Below are 16,204 nucleotides of genomic sequence, written 5' to 3' on the forward strand. Positions count from 1 at the left end.
CCTGCTGTGGTAGAGAGCGCACACTAAAGCCCTAGAAAGCGGCCTCAAATGCGCCGTCTTCGCTCGCACGGGAAAGCCAGCACTGCCGCCCCTTGCGCCGGTGCTAGGGGGCAAGCATCATTGCCCGCAAGCCATGCGCCGACCTTGAGCGCGCAAGGCAAAAGAACGTCAAAAAGGAGACAGCATGAAGTACTTCGTCACCGGCGCGACCGGGTTCATCGGCAAGCGTCTGGTCAAAAAGCTGCTGGGCCGCAAGGGCTCCACCGTGTACTTCCTGTTGCGCGAATCAAGCGCTGACAAGGTGCCTGCGCTACTGGAGTACTGGGGCACCACGAAGACGCGCGCGATTCCGGTCGTGGGCGACCTGACTTCACCCTCGCTGGGCGTGAGCAAGGCGCAGATCAAGGAACTCACCGGCCAGATCGACCACGTCTTTCACCTCGCTGCGATCTACGACCTTTCGGCTGACGCCGAAAGCCAGATGAAGGTCAACAACGAAGGCACGCGCTCGGCGGTGCAGTTTGCCAACGCCATCAAGGCGGGCATGTTCCACCACACCTCATCGATCGCCGCCGCCGGCATGTTCGAAGGCATCTGGCGCGAGGACATGTTCGACGAGGCCGAAGGTCTGGATCATCCCTACTTTGCCACCAAGCACGACAGCGAAGGCATTGCCCGCAAGGAGTGCAAGGTGCCGCTGCGCATCTACCGCCCAGGCATGGTGGTGGGCGACAGCAAGACCGGCGAGATGGACAAGGTCGATGGGCCCTACTACTTCTTCAAGCTGATCCAGACCATGCGCAAGATGCTGCCGCCTTGGATGCCCATGGTCGGCATCGAGGGCGGGCGTGTGAACATCGTGCCTGTGGACTACGTGGTGGATGCGATGGACCACATCGCGCACAAGGCCGGCCTCAAGGTGAACTGCTTCCACCTCGTAGACCCGGTGGGCTACCGCGTGGGCGACGTGCTCTCGGTGTTCTCCAAGGCCGCGCATGCACCGATTCCGGCCATGAAGATCAATGCCGCGCTGTTGGGCTTCATTCCGCGCGGCGTGAAGAAGAGCCTGATGGCATTGACGCCTGTACGCCGCGTGCGCAACGCCGTCATGCACGACATGGGGCTGCCCGAAGACATCCTCAACTTCATCAACTACCCCACGCGCTTTGACTGCCGCGAGACCACGGCGGCTCTGAAGGGCAGCGGCATCGAGTGCCCGCGCCTGGAAGACTACGCCTGGCGCCTCTGGGACTACTGGGAGCGCCACCTCGACCCGGATCTCTTCATCGACCGCTCCCTGCGTGGCCAGGTGGGCGGCAAGGTGGTGCTCGTCACCGGCGGTTCGTCGGGCATTGGTCTAGCGGCGGCAAAGAAGTTTGCGGAAGCAGGCGCCATCACGATCATCTGCGCTCGCGATGAAGTGAAGCTCGCCGAGGCCAAGAAGGAGATCGAGGAGTTTGCCGCCAAGGACGCCCAGGTGGTCGTGTACTCGGCCGACGTCTCCAACGAGGAGAGCTGCGCCGAGCTCGTGCGCCAACTCGAGGAGAACCATGGCGGCGTGGACTTCCTGATCAACAACGCCGGCCGCTCGATCCGTCGCGCCATCGAGAACAGTTACGACCGTTTCCACGACTTCGAGCGCACCATGCAGCTGAACTACTTCGGCTGCCTGCGCATCACCATGGGGCTGCTGCCGGGCATGGTCGCCAAGCGCAAAGGGCACGTGGTCAACATCAGCTCGATCGGTGTTCTGACCAATGCGCCGCGCTTCTCGGCCTACGTCGCCTCCAAGGCTGCGCTGGATGCCTGGACGCGCTGTGCCGCGTCTGAATTTGCCGACCAGGGCGTGACCTTCACCACCATCAACATGCCCCTGGTGCGTACGCCGATGATTGCGCCCACCAAGCTCTACAACAACGTGCCCACGCTGTCGCCTGAAGAAGCCGCCGACCTGATTGCCGAGGCGGTGGTCTACAAGCCGGCGCGCATCGCCACCCGCCTGGGCATCACTGGCCAGGTGCTGCACGCGTTGTCGCCGAAGATCGCGCAGATCATCATGAACACCAGCTTCCGCATGTTCCCGGACAGCGACGCCGCGAAGGGCGCCAAGGACGGCAGCAAGCCGCCCTCACTGAGCGCCGACCAGGTGGCCTTCCAGCAGCTGCTGCGCGGCGTGCACTTCTAGACGCGGCTGCTTGACCAGCTCCGGCCCGCCACGTTCTGGCGGGCCGTTTTGCTTTCTGCTTGGCGCGCTGCCACTTCGAAGCAGTTGTCGCGGTAGATCGACTTCCCCCGCAGAAGGCAGCGCAGGCTCTCCAAGCTGTAGACGAGCGGAAACAGCAGCCCGAAGCGTTCGAACTGCCGGATGTGTTCGGCTTCATGGGCCCAGGTGGCGCGCAGGGCGGGGCGGCTGGCCGCCAGCACACAGCGGCCGATCGTGACGGCCGCCATCCGCCCTAATGGATGGTGCGCCAGCAGCCAAGCCAGCGCGCCGCCCGGTTCGCTCCAGGCCAGCAGACAGCCGGCAAGCCTGCGGCGGCGAGTGCCCAGCATCACGGCCAGCACCCACCCCAGCGCTGTGAGCGGCATCACGCTGATCATTCGGACGGTACCGAGCCGGGTCATGCGATATGGCCTGATCAGTGTCGAGGTGGCGCCATGGGGCGGCAATTGGGAGTGGCTATCCGCGTGCCTGGTGCTGCAGGCGAGTTTCGGCGAGCGCAGCGTGCCGCCGCAGCAAGACCGAGCGCTAGCAAGAGCGAAGTCCCTGTGCCACTCAGCGGTCTTCTGGCGCGACTTTCCAGCCATTTTGGTCTGGAAACCCGCCTCAAATGGACATCTGCACTCTCCACTACGTAGATCAAGGATTCATGCGGGTCTTCAGGGCATTTGGGCTGGAGCGCCGCACCAGACAAGCGGAGAGACCTTCGGCAGACCGGAACATCCGGAATGTTTCACCGAGAGCGAGTCGCTACAGTCCGATGCAACGCGAAACTCCGGGCTCACCGAACCGACGCCATGCCACTCTCCCTGCAAGACCATGCCGATGGCCGCCGCCGCTGCTCCTGGTGTGGCGAACTGCCCGACTACATGCACTACCACGACACCGAGTGGGGCTGGCCCGTGGCCGATGACCGCCGCCTGTTCGAGAAGATGGTGCTCGAGGGGTTCCAGTCCGGACTATCCTGGCTCACCATCCTGCGCAAGCGCGAGGCCTTCCGCGAGGTGTTTGCTGGCTTTGACTTCACGAAGGTTGCGCGGTTCGGTGAGCCGGACGTCGCGCGTCTGCTGGGCGATGCGCGCATCGTCCGCCACCGCGGCAAGATCGAATCCGCCATCAACAACGCGCGGCAAGTCTGCACGCTGCTCGACAGCGCGGACAGCCTGGCAGCCTATGTCTGGCAGTTCGAGGCGCCAAAGGCGAGCCGACCCAAGCGGATCACGCCTGAAGTCGCCATGACCCTCACCGAGAGCGCCGAGTCGCGCGCCCTGTCCAAGGACCTCAAGAAGCGCGGCTTCTCTTTCGTCGGCGCCACCACCATGTATGCGTTCATGCAGTCCATGGGCATGGTCAACGACCATCTGCACGGCTGCCATGTGCGTGAGGACGTGGAGCGGGCGCAGGAGGCGTTTGTGCGGCCGGGGCGTTGAGGCGCAAGCCTCTGAATGAGTGACCCAGCTGAACTCGTCAGAAACCAATCCGCCGCAGGGGAGTGCTAACGCGAAGGGTGGGGCACAGGCCCGCGGCACCCCCCTAGAAACGAAAAAACCGCCGTCGGGCGGTTGATTCATTTTTGGCGGAGAGGGAGTCCGCCCAACAGCTTTCTACTGCGTTCCGTCGAGTCCCTCGTAACCCTCTGATTTCATGAAGAAATATTTTTCGGATCGTTGAATTAGTTGCACCTACTTCTACCAAGTTCCGCGATAATGACGGGGGTAGATGCGGGGGTAGGCATCTGATTCGAGAACGGGGGTAGGGCTCATGAGGGTGCGAATGTGCGAGTGATCGGCCGTCTGACCGCGAAGCGGGTCGAGCAGGAGAGCACGGCGGGCTATCACCTCGATGGAGACCGGCTGTATCTCCAAGTAAGCCGCGCCGGGACGAAGTCCTGGATCTTTCGCTACACCGTAGGTGGCCGCGAACGCCAGATGGGGCTCGGACCCTATCCGGTTGTCTCGCTGGCGGAGGCACGCCATCGAGCTCAGGCGGCGCGGCAGGAACTCTCAAAGGGGCTGGATCCGTTGGCAGAGCGCGACCGTCAGCGCGAGGCACGCCGGCAGGCCGAGGCACTGGAGCGAGCGCGCCACCGAACCTTTCAGCAGGTTGCGACGGCAACCATCGAAGCGCTCAGCCCGGGATGGCACAACAAGAAGCATGCTGCCCAGTGGACCAACACCCTGACGACCTATGCATATCCGATCTTCAAGGATCGGGGCATCAGTCAGCTGGCGACGCAGGATGTGGTCGATGTGCTTCGTCCAATCTGGATCGAGAAGCACGAAACCGCCAACCGCGTTCGGCAGCGCATCGAGAAGGTGTTCGACTTCGCGCGCGCCAACAAGTGGTTCGATGGCGAGAATCCGGCGCGCTGGAAGGGGCACCTTGATGCCATCCTGGCCGACACGAAGGCCAGCACGCTTGCGCTGCGACGCGGGCATTTCGAAGCCATGGACTGGGCAGAGATTCCCGCCTTCATGGCGACTTTGCAAAAGCACGAGGGCTTCTCAGCACGAGGTCTGGAGCTTGCGATCCTCACCGTGGCGCGGACCAACCAGATCCGCGAGGCTCGCTTCGAACAGTTCGACTTTGATGCATCGACCTGGACGATCCCCGCCGTGGTCATGAAGGCGAAGCGGCCGCATGTCGTGCCGTTGACACTTGGGGCTATCGATCTCGTGCAGCGGATCGCTGCAGAATCGGGTCGGACCGGCGATGCGCTGGTCTTCAGCAATGACGGCAAGACACTGATGTCGTCCGACTCGATGCGAATGACACTCCAGCGCATCGTCAAGGGCGTCACGCCGCACGGCTTTCGGGCCAGCTTCCGGACGTGGGCCGGTCAGATGACCCACTATCCCCGAGACCTCATCGAGGAAGCGATGGCTCATCAGATCCGTAACAAGGCCGAGGCGGCCTATGTGCGCGGACCGATGCTGGAGAAGCGACGGCAGTTGATGGACGATTGGGAGCGTTTCGTCCTGAAGGACATTGCCCTCACGTCCGGACGGGCGTCTCTCACTTAGCGCAGCAGGAAACCCATGAGTCGCTTACCGAAGTATCTGCGTGCCCGCGCGGCCATACGCGAAGAAAAGTACGGTCCCATCGAGCTCGACCCAACGAATCCGGGCATCAAGCCATCAGAGCGCGCGTTTGTACGCGCGCTGAGTCGCGAAATCGAAGTGCTCCGCGACGAGACGGTTCGCCAGCGCCAGGGGTTGCCCGACTGCGCCAGGGTTCCTCGCGGTCTGATCCAGATGGCGATGGTCGGTATCTCGGATCCCCTGCTCTTTGAACCTTGGTACGAACTGCTCGCGACCTGGGAGTTTCGACGGGAGCTGGCTGTAAACCTGAGTTTGCCCGTCCACAAACTGCTGCGGAAAATCGTCCTAGTGATCGATCCACCGAATGCGCGGACGCTCGCCGAAATTGCTCGCTTGGAGCAGGGTGCTGCCCATGCATCGGCCGAAGCGCTTGAAGCGTTCGCCCAGAACGTGCGCAGGCTGACCCTGGAGAACGAGGCAAAGAAGCGACGGCGATCTGCGCGCGTCGCTGCGGTACATGCGCGTCCAAATCGGCAACTGATCGAATTGGGAAAGCTGGTGACGGCCTACCGAAGCACCATGACGCCACGGATAGCGCTTCAGCCGGGAGCGGCCGTCTCGTCGTACGAGTCAATTGCACGGAAATATGTATCAACCAAAGGTCCCGTCTCCGCTGCCGCAATCCGTCAGTGGTTGAAGCGCAATCAGCTGACGAGCAAAGACCTGCACAAGCTCGCATTTGGCGAGGCTTGCGCTGATTTGTCAGAGCCCAGCTTCGATCGACCCAACAAAAAATGAGAAGCTAGCGGCGCTAGCTTCTCCACGGTCAGCCCGCAGCGCGTTTCACTTCGGCTGGCACCACATACATCCGGTGCCTTCCACGGAGTGACGCGATGTCTCACGAACCCCCGAAGTCCCGACTCATTCGCCGCCGCGAAGTCGAGTTCCTGACAGGTCTGTCCTGCTCGTCCATCTACGCCCGCCTCACGCCAGATCCCCGTCGGCCGCGGCTGTTCGACCCGACCTTCCCGAGGCCCGTGAAGATCGGCGAGCGAGCTGTTGCCTGGGACAACGCGCAGGTGCTCGAGTGGATCGAGGCCCGCAAGAACAAGAGTCATGGGAACTGACATGACTCAGCTTGTCCCCTTCAACGTCAGCGAAGCCACGCTCGATGCCGTAGCGCTGATCAGCGGCCATCCGAAGCGTCCTACCGCGTTTGAGTCGTTTGACCCGAGCCGCGTCCCGTCTGAGCTGTGGATGGCGCGCCGCTGGTTGCTTTGGAAATCCGTGCCAAACAATGGCAGCAAGGCACGGAAAGTGCCGTACTACGCGGACGGCAGCCGACGCAGCGGCGTACTGGACGGGCCGGACGATCACGCGCGGCTTGTCAGCGCGGAAGAGGCACTCAGCCTTTGGAGAGCCGATCCGCATGCGTACGCGGGACTGGGCTTCGCACTTGGACCCGATGGCAACGGCACTGTCTGGCAGGGGATCGACCTTGACGACGTCAGCGCGAAGCCGCATCTTGCCGAGCTTGCCAGGCAACTCCCGGGGTTTGTTCATCGCAGCCCGAGTGGGGGAGGGTGGCACGCCATCGGACGTGGGCGCCAGTTCCCGACCCTGGGGTCGAACGCCAGTGGCATCGAGGCCTACTGCAAAGGGCGTTTTTTCACTTTCACGACGACGGATGCGCGCGGCCATGACCTCGAATGCTTGGCGGACTTCGTGGAACGCACGCTGCTGCCGATGCATCGCCCAGTGGCAGCTGCGAAGCCAGCAGCAGGGGAGACGCCACTAAGCTCAACACACGGTGTCTCCTTTGACGAGCTCAAACAGGCGCTCGATCACCTCGATCCAGACGACTACGACGAGTGGATCGGCATTGGCCACGCGCTCAAGAGCGGAGGAGAGAAGTATGCGGGTCTTTGGCTGCAATGGTCCTCTCGCTCCAGCAAATTCGACGAGACAGACGCCAGAAAGCGGTGGGCGGGCTTCTTGCCGGAGCGCACGAGTCTGGCCTCAATTCTCACGAGGGCGCGATCGCGCACGCGTCCGCGCTTGGAGAACTCGGGTGGTCCGCACGGATACGAAGCATGGACCAGTGATCCACCGAACTTCACCGAGGTACCGCTGACCGATCTGCATCTGGCTGGCGATATCCAGCATCGGTTTTGGTGGGAGGGATACGTTCCGGCGAGTGTCTTGACCTTGCTGGCTGCGCATGGCGGGACGGGTAAGTCGATGCTCGCGCTCCACCTTGCGCTTGCCATCGCGGTCGGCCGCCCGCTCTTCGGCGTTCCAACACGCCCTGGACGTGTTGCCTTCTTTAGCGGCGAAGATCCAGGCACGCTCGTGAAGGCGCGGATCGCTCGCATCTGTAAGGACTGGGGCCTCAGCGAAGCGCTACTTGAGGATCGCTTGTTCCTGCTGGACGGAACGGATGGTTGCCCTGTGCTGATGCAGCAACCCGGGAAGGGGAAGCCTTCTCAACCGACGTCGACCTATGAGGAGCTCGCGCAGTACGTCCGCGGTAAGGGCATCGACGTCGTGATCGTCGACAACGCATCAGAGACCTATGACGCCGACGAGAATGCCCGTGCCGATGTGCGCCGTTTCAACCTGATTCTTCGGCGCCTGATCAACGAGCAGCAGGGAGCCGTCGTACTGATTGCACACGTCGATAAGGCGTCTGCACGTGGGACTGTGCCCGGCAATGAGTCCTACTCAGGCTCGACTGCATGGCATAACTCGGCGCGCTCACGCTTGCTTCTCGAGACGATTGAGGGAGGGCGGCTGAAGCTGTCCCAACTCAAGCTCAATGTCGGGCGGCTTGCACCGCCTCTTGAACTGAGATGGACAGAGGATGGCGTGATCGTGAGCGACTGTCCTTCAGCGGCGGGACCGCACGCGCGCTACGTGGACGACGCGGAGGCCACGCGTCAGATTCTGGCCTTTATTCACGGTCGGTACTCCAACGAGGAGTGGATCTCTCCCCATCGCAACGCGAAGACCGCGATCGAGTCAGTGCTGCGTCGCAACAAGGTGCGGATCCTCGCGCGCACGTCTGCAGCGGACCTCGCGCATCAGGCTCGACAGGATGGACTGATTGAAATCGAGGAGTACCGATCGCAGCACCGAAAGCGGCTTGAGCGCCTGAAGTTGACCGACGCTGGCTTGCAGGCGCTTCACTCGATGGCTGATCTGAGCGTTTTGTCAGGAGACGCGCTCAGTGCGCCCTGTGCGCCAGAAGGCGCTTAGCGCAGAATGCGCAGCACCGCGCGCCAACTGCGCGTGGTGCGCTTAGCCTACATAGGGGCCCACTTGTAGCGCACTACCGCTCCTGAGGTATCACCGCACGCGCGCGCGTAGCTGTGCACATTCCTCCGCGTCGCGTTCAACTTTGAGTCGCTTTGCCGGTGTAGGCAGTCCGCGTATCTTTGTGAGGACCCCAGATCGCCCCCAGCATGAACGCCGCGCTGCACTTCACTGAACCTAAGCAGACTCAGCTCATGCTCCTCGACCACTTCGGGGAGTGCACGCTGTGGTTCGACGAGAGCTGTGACCAATTGCAGGTCCGATACCGGGGAGATTGGTATCAACTGACCGGCGTCTGGTATTGCCAGCGCGAGGCCGCGGCAGAACATACCCCGATCCAGGGTGCCGAGGACCTCTACGAGGTCGAGCGCTGGGACAGCGTCCGCAGGCGTTGGATACCGACCCGCAGGACGGTCCGTGAATGGCTCAATCGCATCTATCACCGTCCTGCCGTCCGCCTTACGGAGCAGTGGCTTCGACATCCTCCGGAGATCGAGTTTCAGCGAGAGCAGAGTGCTCCGCTGCACGTCATCGGGCAGCCGCCGGTTGAGCTGTGGTCCTGCGTACTGATCCACCGTCGGGGGCCGAATCGGGCGACGCCTACACACTGGAGGAGTTTTCTTGGGGGCCTGAGTCACCACGGGGTCGGCGACGAGGAGCTGGCACTGCTCGAACTCGATCGCCTGTTCGCGGCGCAGCCCGACGCGGCCATCCTCAAGAGTGCGTTGATCGGCTGGATCGACAACCGGCGCTTTGTCCCGCGCCTGGTCCACGAGACCGAGATGCGCTACTTGGTGCGATCCGGCTGGAAAGACGTCGACTCCGATGCCTGGGCGCGCCGACGCCTTCGCCCGAGCGGCACGATCGTGCCCGTGAGTCGGCATCGCGGGCTGGGCTGGTGGGTCGCCGAGGCGCTTTCGCCGCCGATGTTCGACCTACCCCGCGCCTGGTACGTCTTCGATAACCGGCTCGAATTGCAGCGCAGGAACGGGTTTGAGCGCCAGGCGGCTGCTGAGGGTTGGGCAGAGAAGCAGATGGAGGCGCGTTACGCGGACTGGGCCAAACAGACGCCCGAGGTGCGGTGGCGCCGCTACACCACCCCCTCGGGCCGGCAATACGAGGAGATTCTGGTCCAGCTGGATGATTGGTCGGAATCGTTCTACATCCCGCACTTCACCGCACGCAATGTCGTGCTGCACCTGCGCACTTGCATTCGCAGGCTGCCGGGCGGGCGCCGAACCCTCTTTATCGAGGAGTTGCAGTCCGATGAGCATCAAAGGCGTACATCCGTCGCGCCGTACGGCCGAGAATGGCCTCTGCTGGGCCTGAAGCTCGCGGTCTGGCTGGCGCAGCAGCGCGGGCTGGATGCAGTCACCATCGCATCCCTGGCCTACCGAACCTACTGCGGTCGGTATCTCAACATGGGTCTGCGCTTCCCGAGGGATCGTTACGAAAAGGAATTTCCTAAGGCAATGCAGCGGCTCGCGAAAGTCCTGCACGTCCCGGTAACCCAGGAGCCGGTCTACTTCGACCTCCATGGTTCGGCAGCTGCGCCGTGGGTACGCCCAAGTCCCATCGGCATGGCCGGCGGTCCGGACGACTCGGAGGACGAACTGCCGTTTGATGACGTGGTTCCTCAACCAGAGTCGCTGAGCTTTTGGTCGGCGCTACCCCAAGTGCCGCCATCGGAAGGGGCGGAATACGGTGTCGACGGCCGTCGGATCTGGATGTTCCGGATGCAGACGCTGGATCTGCGCGGGATTCGAGCCATCAAGCGCGTGCCTGCCTACGGAGTCGCTGACAGCGAGTTTTGGTTCGGGTCGCCCCACCAGAAGGCATCAACTGGGCACTGAGTGCGTCCGCAGCCTGCGATACCCCTATCTGGACGCGCATTTTCAGGCGTCGCCGCCACGACCTGCTCTGAGCAGATGCGGCGGAATGAGCGTGTACATCTGCGCTACCGACAGCGAGAATGGGTTCCATGAAAAAGCCACCTCCGGAAACCCGCTACCCGCCGCCCCCGCACGAGCGCATCGAGATTCCAACCGGGGAAGGGCCAACCAGCGCCCTATCTACGTGGACGCCTCCTCCCCCGTATCTGGTGACAGGGGAGGGGTCGACTCCAACTCCACCACGAGAGCTACACCATGCTCACGTTCAACGCGGATCAGCATCCGCTCATGAGCCGCATGCACAAGCCTGATCCGAAGTTGCCGCCAGACCCCCAGGACAAGCGCTCCGTCATCGCGATCGAGGACGCCGACGTTCAGACCTAGCTGACCGCCAGTCCAGACGAGGCGAGCGCTTTACTGCGGCTCACACCGGCGGAGATGTTCGAGGCGCAACCTGCCGACAGCACGTCTAGCGCATAGCGCCGGCTCGGCGGTACAACGCCACCATGAGCTCAGTCACCGACCGGTTGTTTGCCACAGACGAAGATCCCGACCTGATCGTCGCCCGCTCCAAGGAGCGACGCGACCAATCCAACGCCCAGGCGATCGAGCGCTGGCGCATCTGGCTGGCCCAGCACCATGAGCTCACCCTGGCGCTGTCCCTCGATGAGCTGGAGCGACGCCACGACTTCATCCAGTGGTGGTTCCCGATCGGTGCGAAGAGCCCCATCAACCCCGACGCTCCGGTGATCGGCCGACACGCCATGCGCGATGCGGTACAGGCCGACCCCGAGCTGGCCGCGGCGATGCGGAGGTCATTTAGTCGCTTCCTGCAGGTACTGGGCTTGGCGCTGGAAGGTGGGCAAGTGCGAGAGGTCACGGTGCCGGTGGTGCGCTGGATCGATCGCGCCACGCATACCGATCGGCGCCTGAGTCGCTCCCTGCGCAGCATGCATAACGCAGGCCTGTACGATGAGACACGCGCGCTGATGGCGTTCCTGGAGCTGGAAATGAAGGATCGCCCCGCGCGCTCGGACGCGCTTCGCTGGTGGCGCAATCAACTTGTGGACGCCTAGGTACAGCGCGCTTTCGGTCGCCTGGATGGTCGGAGATGCGGCCGGTGATCGGTTCTCAGACTGGGGCTACGCTGGTGTCAGCGAGCGCTGAATGCACATGAGTGTCTGACGCAGCGACCGCTGGATTGAAGACCGGTCTCGGGGCAATCTGGCTCCAGTCTGCTGCAGTTCGCAAGACACGAAGGAACGGTGCGCATGCGCATTCAAGTTGTGCTTCAGGACGGCACCCACATCGAGGTCGAGGAGCTGTGCGTGTCTGCCACCTATGTCGGGCTGCTTGAGGGCGACCCCGACAGCGCGCTCACACGCCGCGAAAAAGAACGCTGCATCGACTGGGCAAAGCGGATCGAGCCCGCTGACCTGGCGGTCACGTGCGTCGGGCCAGAATGGGCACACGCTGACACGACGCGATTGCCGCCGGTGCGATTTGCAGCCCTGGCGATGTCCGAACAGCCGGTCGATCGGGTGCATCTGCTGTCCTGGGCCAAGGTCGCCTGGTTTGGCACGTTCGACCCAAGCGAGTCGATCCGACACCTGCTGCAGCGATCGCTGTCATCATTGGAGTGGCGCGATGTCGCTACGGGTTACGACATTTAGCGCTAGCTGCTTCGCGGATCGGCCGCTACGAGCTCAAACAGTTGAGCCGGCCGGAATGCGCCTTGTCGGAACTGACCCTCGACGGGTTGGACCAAACCGCGCTCGGCGAGCTTCCGGCGAAAGCTGGACTTGTCCAGTCGGTGTCCGAGAATCGCCTCACAGGTGGCCTGCAGCTCTGTGAGCGTGAATGGTGTCTCGAAATACCCTGCTGGTAACTCCAAGCGATCAATGGCGCTTCGGATTCGAGTCATCGCGAGATCAATCAACTGTCGGTGGTCAAAGGCCAGCGCCGTATCCGTGGCGGCATCAGAGGCAGGGCGCCAGTCGATCGCGGCAATGCGCTTGCCCGGCCTCGGTTGAATCTGTTCGCCCGGGACCAGCGCCTGGTAGACGATGCTCAGGGCCCAAGGCGCACGCGGATCGCGACTGGCGCCACCGACTGCTCCCCACTGCTCGATGTAAGGCACCGGAGTACCGAGCCGTTCGACCGCGATACGCTGTGCTGCGCTCTCAAGATCCATGTCCGTGTCGATCCGAAGGACGCCGCCCGGAAGCGCCCACTGTCCGGCAAACGGTGCTTCGGTCCGCTTGATCAGCAGCACCTCCAAGCCCGATGGGTGGACGGCGAACACGATCAGTTCGATGCGCGTGAAGGGCATCGGGTAAGTCTTGGTGGTCATGCCACGATGATAGTTGCGAATCACCAATAAGTAAGGCACAATAACTTCGTTGTGATGTGCAAATAAGAGGCCAGTGATGTCGGAAATTGCGTATGACCTGATCGGCGATGTGCATGGCCAAGCCGGGTTGCTTGAGCGCTTGCTCGAACAGCTTGGGTACGTCGGAGTCGGGCGTGGCTTCAAGGCCCCCGCAGGACGTCAAGCGGTATTCGTTGGCGACCTGATTGATCGCGGCCCTCAGCAGCTCCGTGTCCTCGAGATCGTTCGGGCGATGATGGACGCGGGCGATGCGCGGGTGATCATGGGCAACCACGAACTGAACGCAATTGGCTATGTCGAGCGCAAGGCAGACGGCTCGGGCTATCTGCGCGAGCACTCCCCTGAGAAAGTGGCGCAGCATGCGGAATTCCTGCGGCAGGTGGGCGAGGGATCCGCGGCGCACAAGGAATGGGTGGACTGGTTTCGGATCCTGCCCTTGGCGCTGGATCTGGGCGGAGTCAGGGTGGTGCACGCGTGGTGGCATCAGCCTTACGTGGACGCCATTGAGCGCGCGCACCCAGGGGGCCGTCCGATAGATCAAGACTTTCTGCACGCAGCGTTCCGCAAGGGTTCGCCTGAGTGGCAGGCGGTGGAGGGCCTGTGCAAGGGCTTGGAGGTGCGCTTACCGGAGGGATATGCCTTTGAGGATCATGGCGGCCACAGGCGCCATGAGGTTCGTGTGAAGTGGTGGGCTGATCGTGGACTGAGCCTGCGCGATGCCGCGCTGCTACCTGCGAGTCAGCGGCAGTTCGTGCCGGAGATCCCGCTGCCTGCGGATCTCCCTGGCGGAGAACCCAAGGGTGCGCCGGTGTTTGTGGGGCATTACTGGATGAAGGGAGCGCCCGTGCTGCAGTCTGCAAAGCTCGCTTGCCTGGATTGGAGTGCGGCCAAGGGTGGGCCGCTGGTCGCATACCGCTGGGACGGCGAGGCTGACCTGGTTTCCTCCCACTTGCGCTGGGCTGATCATTGACCCATGCTCGCTGACACGCTGTGACTGAATGCCAAGGAGTACTTGCATGCCTGTCTTGCCCAAAGCCACACCCGAAGAAGTTGCACGGATACTTGGTGCGGCAACGCTCGTGCCGGGTCAGCGATCGTCCACTGGCGACTCGATCATGGGCTCGGGGTCGACTGAAAGTCCCTCAGACGCCGACAAGCGCATGATGCTCGAGAAAGCCTCTGCGGCACTGGCTCGCACCCGTGCGAACCCTGGTGCAAAGGAGGGCAATCAACCGCCGAAAAGTGAGCCGATGGACGCCGATTTCCCCTCTGACTGCGCAGTGCTCGAGGTGCGCGATGGCGTGCTGGCCCTGCGTGGAGTGAACGAGCCACTGACTCGTCGACCCTTCTACGAGGACGAGGTCAACTGGTGGTCTGACTCGTCTCAGGACTTGATTGTCGCAATGAGCGCCTGCCCGCCCATGGCCTGGCACATCACGAGTCTTTATGTCGAGTTTGTCGACACCCTCGACGACGCTGCCTACGAAGCGGCGATGGCAGCCCGGGCGGACTCCGATGAAGAACAGGCTGCGCTGGCTTGGATCGAGGGGATCGACGACGAGACGTTCAAAGCCTGTGTTGTGCCGTCTGTGCAGAGATGGCTTGATCAAGCTCCCGACTGGAGCCATGAACAGGACTATCTGCCCGCCAACAAGATCGCGTATGGCGCAGCGTACGAGCTCTTCAGTGAGATGGATGCGGAGGACCTTGAAGGTCTGGGAGTAGAACTCACCATAGTCGGAGGCGTGCACAGCCACTTGGAATGTGCAGTGCTTAGATCCTCGATTGATGCGGTGAACCAAATTGCGACAGACTGTTCATTGGCAATTCGCTTCGTCACGGCGCCTAGCCGCTAACGCACAGTCGTGCTGAGTCGCACATGGTCGTATGGTCAGAGCCTCTATCACCGTCTAGGTCGGGCTTTGCCTCAGCTAATTGCGCCGGTTCGGCTGATCTCACTAATCGGCGTCTGATCCCTCGGCTGAAGTCGCCTGATCCAGGCCAACATGCCCACTCCCATCACTCCTGCCTCTCCCAAATGAGATTGGCAGTTCCGTCGACAGATAATCAGCGTCGGCGGGGGCGGTCCTCCGTGGGCTGGCTGCGAATACGGAAAGGAGCGCCGAACATGTTGCGAGCAGCAAACCATTGGTCAGAGCAGCAGCCGATTTCAGACCGCAGCACGCGCGTGCATTGGAGCGCACCAGTCAACGGCATTGACCTTAAAGCGAGAGAACAATGAATCAGCGAGACGAAGCAGGCACGTCAAAGGAATCGGCTGGTAGCAGGACTGCCGAGGCTTCAACGGAGGAACTCTCGCTGGGAGCACACTTTCTCGGCATCATGCTTGGGCATGCAGGGCTGGCCAAGAGTTTCTGGCTTTACGGGCTACTTGGCGGCAATCTCTTCTGCTGGATGGCATATGTCGCCCTTGGCGCCAGCGCAATTCTCGGGGCGGTGGTGGCCGTTCTTGCAGCGGTCTATGTCATCACTGTCGCAGTCGGTGTCTGGAACGCCGCCGGCAAGCCAGCGGTCGATTGGGGCTGGGCAGCGTTCGCTAGGCTCTTCGCCGTGCTCTGGATCCTCGGTGCTGTCGCGCTCGTTGTCGTTGCGGTTTCGAATGCCTAGCGGCTCCAGTCACTGCACGTCGTAGTAATGACCTCGTTTGTTCGAGCGATCCTGAACGGCCATCGTGCCTTTCCGCAAGTCGGTGGGCCGACGCCGTTGCGAGTTGCGCGTTCACTACTCGGGAGCGCACAGACACGGAACTTCAATGAGTTTGCTTGGCACCGCACAGATCGGCGTCGTCACTGGCCCAACTTATGTACGGGATGCAACGGCAAGATGCGCGCGCCCCGTGTTCATGTTCATGAATAGGACTGGATGCTCGTCGGGCCGAGAACAAGCGGTCGCCGCTGACTTTGCTCCGTAGTCACGCCCAAGAAGGATGCTCGGCTGCTCGGCCATCAGCTTGGCTTTTGACGTGCCCGGTCATCCTCCCTGCGTTTGGACTTTTTCGCGTTGTCCGATCGATCGCGTCCAAGTCATTTGCCGCTCGAAGTCGGAACGCATAAGGCATCCCGGCGCCGGTTCCTCGATGAAATGTTCTCAAATCCCGAGGTCTCGATTACTGGACGCACTCTTTTCTGCCGAAGCATACGGCTCTACGCGTTCAATGGATGGGCTCATCGATCGCTGGCGTTCAGAGCAGCCAATCGACTCGGCAAGCCTGACCAGAACGGAGTTGCATGCCCACATCACTCGAAAACCCGAGGGGCCTTCCCCCGCTGGATCGGCAAGGCACAATCAATAATCATGACTCTATTGCAACTGTCCAAAACCG

General features: G+C 62.3%; 15 protein-coding genes. 13 read left to right on the top strand and 2 right to left on the bottom strand.

The window, feature by feature from the left end:
- The first annotated feature begins 184 nt into the window (after positions 1 to 184).
- Positions 185 to 2,185: an SDR family oxidoreductase gene (locus tag ACMDW7_RS06740; protein WP_377302137.1), complete on the top strand. Its 2,001-nt coding sequence runs from the start codon at positions 185 to 187 to the stop codon at positions 2,183 to 2,185.
- On the opposite strand, the gene ACMDW7_RS06745 is transcribed toward ACMDW7_RS06740, so the two are convergent.
- Positions 2,182 to 2,601, bottom strand: coding sequence for a hypothetical protein (locus ACMDW7_RS06745; protein ID WP_377302136.1), 420 nt, complete (start codon positions 2,599 to 2,601; stop codon positions 2,182 to 2,184). The genes ACMDW7_RS06740 and ACMDW7_RS06745 overlap by 4 nt on opposite strands.
- Before the next feature lie 417 nt (positions 2,602 to 3,018).
- On the opposite strand from ACMDW7_RS06745, the gene ACMDW7_RS06750 reads away from it, so the two are divergent.
- The 9 genes from ACMDW7_RS06750 to ACMDW7_RS06790 all read left to right on the top strand — a co-directional run bounded on the left by ACMDW7_RS06750 (position 3,019) and on the right by ACMDW7_RS06790 (position 12,142).
- Entirely contained in the window at positions 3,019 to 3,651 is a 633-nt protein-coding gene (locus ACMDW7_RS06750) for a DNA-3-methyladenine glycosylase I (RefSeq protein ID WP_377302134.1), read from the top strand.
- A gap of 351 nt (positions 3,652 to 4,002) precedes the next feature.
- Positions 4,003 to 5,244: a tyrosine-type recombinase/integrase gene (locus ACMDW7_RS06755; protein WP_377302132.1), complete on the top strand. Its 1,242-nt coding sequence runs from the start codon at positions 4,003 to 4,005 to the stop codon at positions 5,242 to 5,244.
- A gap of 15 nt (positions 5,245 to 5,259) precedes the next feature.
- Positions 5,260 to 6,060, top strand: a complete 801-nt coding sequence (locus ACMDW7_RS06760) for a hypothetical protein (RefSeq protein ID WP_377302130.1) — start codon at positions 5,260 to 5,262, stop codon at positions 6,058 to 6,060.
- A 95-nt stretch (positions 6,061 to 6,155) separates the two neighbouring features.
- The gene (locus ACMDW7_RS06765; protein WP_377302128.1) at positions 6,156 to 6,389 is read left to right on the top strand and encodes a helix-turn-helix transcriptional regulator; all 234 of its coding nucleotides are present in this window, start codon (positions 6,156 to 6,158) and stop codon (positions 6,387 to 6,389) included.
- 1 nt (position 6,390) lies between these two features.
- Entirely contained in the window at positions 6,391 to 8,520 is a 2,130-nt protein-coding gene (locus ACMDW7_RS06770; protein WP_377302126.1) for an AAA family ATPase, read from the top strand.
- Positions 8,521 to 8,726: 206 nt separating this feature from the next.
- Complete coding sequence (locus ACMDW7_RS06775; protein ID WP_377302124.1) at positions 8,727 to 10,430, top strand: hypothetical protein; 1,704 nt, start codon at positions 8,727 to 8,729, stop codon at positions 10,428 to 10,430.
- Between the two features lie 294 nt (positions 10,431 to 10,724).
- Positions 10,725 to 10,853: a hypothetical protein gene (locus tag ACMDW7_RS06780; RefSeq protein WP_377302122.1), complete on the top strand. Its 129-nt coding sequence runs from the start codon at positions 10,725 to 10,727 to the stop codon at positions 10,851 to 10,853.
- Positions 10,854 to 10,975: 122 nt separating this feature from the next.
- On the top strand, positions 10,976 to 11,545 hold the full coding sequence (locus ACMDW7_RS06785) for an opioid growth factor receptor-related protein (protein ID WP_377302120.1): 570 nt from the start codon (positions 10,976 to 10,978) through the stop codon (positions 11,543 to 11,545).
- A gap of 195 nt (positions 11,546 to 11,740) precedes the next feature.
- Complete coding sequence (locus tag ACMDW7_RS06790; RefSeq protein ID WP_377302118.1) at positions 11,741 to 12,142, top strand: hypothetical protein; 402 nt, start codon at positions 11,741 to 11,743, stop codon at positions 12,140 to 12,142.
- A gap of 2 nt (positions 12,143 to 12,144) precedes the next feature.
- On the opposite strand, the gene ACMDW7_RS06795 is transcribed toward ACMDW7_RS06790, so the two are convergent.
- A complete protein-coding gene (locus tag ACMDW7_RS06795; protein WP_377302580.1) occupies positions 12,145 to 12,846 on the bottom strand; it encodes an NUDIX hydrolase in 702 nt (233 codons plus the stop codon).
- 52 nt (positions 12,847 to 12,898) lie between these two features.
- On the opposite strand from ACMDW7_RS06795, the gene ACMDW7_RS06800 reads away from it, so the two are divergent.
- From ACMDW7_RS06800 to ACMDW7_RS06810, 3 genes are all read left to right on the top strand, one after another.
- A complete protein-coding gene (locus ACMDW7_RS06800; protein WP_377302116.1) occupies positions 12,899 to 13,831 on the top strand; it encodes a metallophosphoesterase in 933 nt (310 codons plus the stop codon).
- A 46-nt stretch (positions 13,832 to 13,877) separates the two neighbouring features.
- Entirely contained in the window at positions 13,878 to 14,717 is an 840-nt protein-coding gene (locus ACMDW7_RS06805) for a hypothetical protein (RefSeq protein ID WP_377302114.1), read from the top strand.
- 382 nt (positions 14,718 to 15,099) lie between these two features.
- On the top strand, positions 15,100 to 15,489 hold the full coding sequence (locus ACMDW7_RS06810; protein ID WP_377302112.1) for a hypothetical protein: 390 nt from the start codon (positions 15,100 to 15,102) through the stop codon (positions 15,487 to 15,489).
- The last annotated feature ends 715 nt before the right edge of the window (positions 15,490 to 16,204 follow it).

Source organism: Piscinibacterium candidicorallinum, assembly GCF_047549485.1.
Classification (GTDB): Bacteria; Pseudomonadota; Gammaproteobacteria; order Burkholderiales; family Burkholderiaceae_C; genus Piscinibacterium; species Piscinibacterium candidicorallinum.

Coding starts and splice junctions, on each gene's coding strand:
- ACMDW7_RS06740 (WP_377302137.1), top strand. CDS start 185: ATGAAGTACTTCGTCACCGGCGCGACCGGGTTCATCGGCAAGCGTCTG.
- ACMDW7_RS06745 (WP_377302136.1), bottom strand. CDS start 2,601: ATGATCAGCGTGATGCCGCTCACAGCGCTGGGGTGGGTGCTGGCCGTG.
- ACMDW7_RS06750 (WP_377302134.1), top strand. CDS start 3,019: ATGCCACTCTCCCTGCAAGACCATGCCGATGGCCGCCGCCGCTGCTCC.
- ACMDW7_RS06760 (WP_377302130.1), top strand. CDS start 5,260: ATGAGTCGCTTACCGAAGTATCTGCGTGCCCGCGCGGCCATACGCGAA.
- ACMDW7_RS06765 (WP_377302128.1), top strand. CDS start 6,156: ATGTCTCACGAACCCCCGAAGTCCCGACTCATTCGCCGCCGCGAAGTC.
- ACMDW7_RS06770 (WP_377302126.1), top strand. CDS start 6,391: ATGACTCAGCTTGTCCCCTTCAACGTCAGCGAAGCCACGCTCGATGCC.
- ACMDW7_RS06775 (WP_377302124.1), top strand. CDS start 8,727: ATGAACGCCGCGCTGCACTTCACTGAACCTAAGCAGACTCAGCTCATG.
- ACMDW7_RS06780 (WP_377302122.1), top strand. CDS start 10,725: ATGCTCACGTTCAACGCGGATCAGCATCCGCTCATGAGCCGCATGCAC.
- ACMDW7_RS06785 (WP_377302120.1), top strand. CDS start 10,976: ATGAGCTCAGTCACCGACCGGTTGTTTGCCACAGACGAAGATCCCGAC.
- ACMDW7_RS06790 (WP_377302118.1), top strand. CDS start 11,741: ATGCGCATTCAAGTTGTGCTTCAGGACGGCACCCACATCGAGGTCGAG.
- ACMDW7_RS06800 (WP_377302116.1), top strand. CDS start 12,899: ATGTCGGAAATTGCGTATGACCTGATCGGCGATGTGCATGGCCAAGCC.
- ACMDW7_RS06805 (WP_377302114.1), top strand. CDS start 13,878: ATGCCTGTCTTGCCCAAAGCCACACCCGAAGAAGTTGCACGGATACTT.
- ACMDW7_RS06810 (WP_377302112.1), top strand. CDS start 15,100: ATGAATCAGCGAGACGAAGCAGGCACGTCAAAGGAATCGGCTGGTAGC.